Below are 4,015 nucleotides of genomic sequence, written 5' to 3' on the forward strand. Positions count from 1 at the left end.
TTATGCTCATGCCATTGTTTAAAGGCTGGATTATTAGCAACCAGTTGAGTCGTAGTTTTTTGTATAACTTACAAATAATCCCAACAATTGGTGGCATAATTTAAATACTTGGGTATCAACGAGTGGGATACTCTAAATCAAAAAAACATTTTGAAGGTGGAGTCATCTTGGTAACTGAACAAACCAAACAATTGGATCAAATAAACCAAATGCATACCAAACTCTCCAATTTAACAACAGACTATTGGCAGAGTTTTTCTCATATAGGTACATGGCAGTTTTGGTTCATGTTAAGTTTATTAATATTCCCGTTGGTCGCTCTGTACTTTTTATTAGACAGAAAAAAGGCGTTTCACATTGGATTCTTCGGATTCAATATACATGTGTGGCTGAACTATTTTGACACCTTTGGGGTAACACATGGACTATGGAATTATCAATATAAAGTTGTTCCTTTTTTGCCTATAAGTGTTGCCTTGGACACTGCATTAGTTCCAGTATCCTTTATGTTGATGTACCAATGGACTCTAAACAGGAATAAAAATTATTACCTATATTTAACAGGCTTATCTTTGTTTTTCTCCTTTTTAGTTAAACCAGCTTTTGTCGCTTTTGGGATTTTCAAGTTTTATAAAGAAACCAATTTTCTCCACTTATTCCTTGGATATATTACGATCATGTTAGTATCTAAATTGATAACAAATATATTTATGTATTTACAAAAAACGGAAACAGCTTCAACCGAACAAACCGAGGTTAAAACATTCAAAAGAAGGTCTTTTCTTAGTAAATTATTTCATTTTAAACAAAAAGCAAAATAGCGTCCAATGGAACTATTTCCTCTTTGTTATTTAACTATAATGCCCGATAGTTAAGTAACTAGAAAGGATTAGCCTTTGCCTATCCTTACATTTTATGTAATGCTTTTAATTGTTCCTTATGAATCGAATCTTGAAATGTTACTAAGGGGATTAGCTTCGGCTAGTCTTTTTTGTTTTACCGTAAAAGGTTAGATTTTTGCACACCTATTATTGCCCTACCATTGTACAGGTTTTCTTTTGTAGATGTGTTCTGTTCTCATGAACCAGTTATGATTGCCGATTCATCGTGTATCGAGAAAACTCAATAAATCATTAGGTTTTCTTTTCTTTATCGTCACCGATAACAGAACGATAACAGAACCAAAAAGAATTGCTTTAACAGCCCTCTAATTAACTCTCGACTCCCGTTAGTTCAACATTCTTAGGTCTCTTGGTCCCCATACCACATTTTGTACATTTCTTTATCGCTTTCCATTAACTGTTCGAAATAGCTATCAAAATCAACACCCTCATCAGTTAATTTAGCTATTTCATCTCCGATATCTGAATTTATAACTTCTGATTCAGTCCATACATGAGCTAGGTCAGGAAAATTATGTTCTTCTGCTAATTTTTTTTGTTGTTCAGCATGATACATTGCTAAAAGTTTAATACGCAAGATTGTTTCAGTTCGTAATTCAAAAGTGACCTTATGCATGACTTTACCTCCTGCACATTATGTTGTTTTATGATGCCGATCCCGTTCCCCCGCTATCGAATGTTTAGCTGAATAACTAAGCATAACTAAGCCGATATCATCTATTAAAATAAAGCCCTTCGCTCATTCCAAAAGGGTTAATCTAATCACTTCTTTTGAATCAGCTTACTAACTTATCCAGTTCTTTTTAAGCAGATTCTTTTATATACCCGTTTTCTTTTAGTTTCTTGATCCATCCTCGGATTGTCCTTTGGTTTCTTCCAAAGTGGCGTTCCAATTCCTTTATGGAGAGGCTTTCAAAATTTCTTTCCAGTGAATCAATTTCATAAATCTAAGCCTATGTGGCTCAAGGTTTTCAAGCATAGAAAAAGGAGTACCTCCCCAAATCTCGAATAAGTTAAGCGCGACCCAAACTTAAGAGATAGGATGGTGACTCCCTGTGTCTATTATACGACAAGGAATCCTTTTTGACATACAAGATTTATATGATTTAGAACCTACCCATCGTTTCGAAGCCATTTTTTCAACTTTGTACATCGAACCTTTGCTCAAAGAGATCTCCAAAAAGACGATTGTTGGAGCCCCCATCGAGCTCAACTATGCTGCGATGATCTATGCTTTGGTCGCCCGGATCATCGAACGCATTCCGACAGTGAAAGACTTACGGAAGCGATTAAAAAACGACTTCATCTTTCGTTTGGACTGCGGATTTCTATTCTCGGACTCTCTGCCCTCGGAGGCCTCCTTCTCTCGTTTGGTGCAAAAATTGGAGAACTGCCAAGGACTTGAGACCATGAAAAATCGCTTCTTCTTCAAGCCATTCAAGAAGGTTTCATTGCTGACGAAGCCCTGGCGATAGATGCGGCTCACTTTGAATCACGTGACCGAGCCAAAGCGGAAGAGAAAAAGCCGAAGCCGGAACCCAAGAAACGGGGTCGCAAATCGAAAGCTGAAAAAGAAGCCTACGACAAGCAAAAACAAGAAGAGGAAGCAAAGCAAACGCTGTTTGAAAAGTCTATTGCTGCCCAATTGGATGTTCCGTTCGAAGACCTTCGTGATCAAATTCCACTGGCACCTGCTTGGGGAATTAAGAAAAACAGCTAAGGAAAGAACGTTTTTTGGTATGGCTTTAAAGCTCATCTTGCCGTAGGAACCAAGAGTCAGTACATTTTGGAATCGTTGATGTCATCTGGAAGCTTAAACGACGGAAAAGCTGCCATCCCTTTACTAAAAGGAATCTCTAAACTTCCTCTTTCGATTTACTACGGCATAATGGATGCCGGGTATGACTATGTTCCCATATACCAACAAATTCATCGCATGGAAGCTTACTCCATCATTGCCTATAACAAGAGAAATGAAGGAGAAGTCATCGGATTTGACAAGAATTTCGCACCGACGTGCGTTCGAGAACACTCCTATCGCTATGACAGCTATGACAAAAAGTACAAAACTGTAAAATTCGTACGCCCCAAAGAGTGTAAAAACTGTCCACTGGCTTATGATTCATTGTGCCAAAAAGTGTATAAAGTACGAATCGAGAGCGATTTACGTCGTTACGCTGCACCGGCCCGTGGTAGTCAAAAATGGGAGGACCTGTATGACCAACGAACAGCTGTAGAACGAGTGATAGCTTATTTGAAAGAGTTTTTTCAATTAAACAATGTTCGCTACCGTACTGGAAAAAGAGCCAAAGTCCATTTTGATCTAGTCACTCTTGTTTACAACGCATCTAAGTTAGCAGTAGACCGGATTCGAAAGGTGGTAGAAAACTCAAAAAAGGCAGTTGCTTAATTTAAAAATTTGAAGTAATACCCAATAGGTAAAGTCTATAGTTTTTTTGGGAAACTCAATTATGAAATTGATTCCAGTAAATAAAGCCAAAGCATATAGGGGTTAATCCCTAATTTTTTAATAATTTCTTTACCTGCTTCTCTATTGTGATTCATGTGGTCTCTCCTACAAATAATCATACGTTTGATTAGATTTCATATCCAACCTTTTGATACAATCATTGATCAATTGAACTTTTTTATATAACAAAATACGATCTTTCCAATGCAAATTATGTTGGATTATTTGATCCTTGATCTGTTCTTTTTCCTCAACCAATTTTTCCACATTGTTAATTTTCATTATTTCGTCAATGAAATTTTGCAATATCAATCTACCTCGGATAATATAAGTCTTTGTAAATTATTTTAGCTTAGTGGGAATATGTGATCAATTGAACAATATGACCAAAAGATTTTATTTATTCACATAACTCCCGGTAGCGTAACAACCCCATCCAATAAGGTGTAAATTGGACATACAAATAAAACCACTAAGAGATAGTGGTCATTTCTTTTTGGGAGATATATCATATTTATTCAGTTCGTATACATTACTAATTTAATGTTGTAAAGTAAGTCGAATCGAACTTGGTGCTTCACTCCACCCGATGAAAACAGTATCCGTTATTACAACGTCTATGCTTTATCTAAAAAGCTTGGCG

The 4,015-nt window shown here is 36.6% G+C and carries 3 protein-coding genes and 1 pseudogene; 2 read left to right on the forward strand and 2 right to left on the reverse strand.

All coding sequences use genetic code 11. The features are described 5' to 3' along the window. The first annotated feature begins 167 nt into the window (after window positions 1–167). The gene (locus ABLT31_RS38125; RefSeq protein WP_367760931.1) at window positions 168–821 is read left to right on the forward strand and encodes a CBO0543 family protein; all 654 of its coding nucleotides are present in this window, start codon (window positions 168–170) and stop codon (window positions 819–821) included. Window positions 822–1,242: 421 nt separating this feature from the next. On the opposite strand, the gene ABLT31_RS38130 is transcribed toward ABLT31_RS38125, so the two are convergent. Then, complete coding sequence (locus tag ABLT31_RS38130) at window positions 1,243–1,518, reverse strand: hypothetical protein (RefSeq protein ID WP_367760932.1); 276 nt, start codon at window positions 1,516–1,518, stop codon at window positions 1,243–1,245. A 187-nt stretch (window positions 1,519–1,705) separates the two neighbouring features. Further along, window positions 1,706–1,795: a hypothetical protein gene (locus ABLT31_RS39150; RefSeq protein ID WP_462976596.1), complete on the reverse strand. Its 90-nt coding sequence runs from the start codon at window positions 1,793–1,795 to the stop codon at window positions 1,706–1,708. Window positions 1,796–1,957: 162 nt separating this feature from the next. On the opposite strand from ABLT31_RS39150, the pseudogene ABLT31_RS38140 reads away from it, so the two are divergent. Then, a pseudogene (locus tag ABLT31_RS38140) lies at window positions 1,958–3,312 on the forward strand (transposase). The last annotated feature ends 703 nt before the right edge of the window (window positions 3,313–4,015 follow it).

Source organism: Ammoniphilus soli, assembly GCF_040813775.1.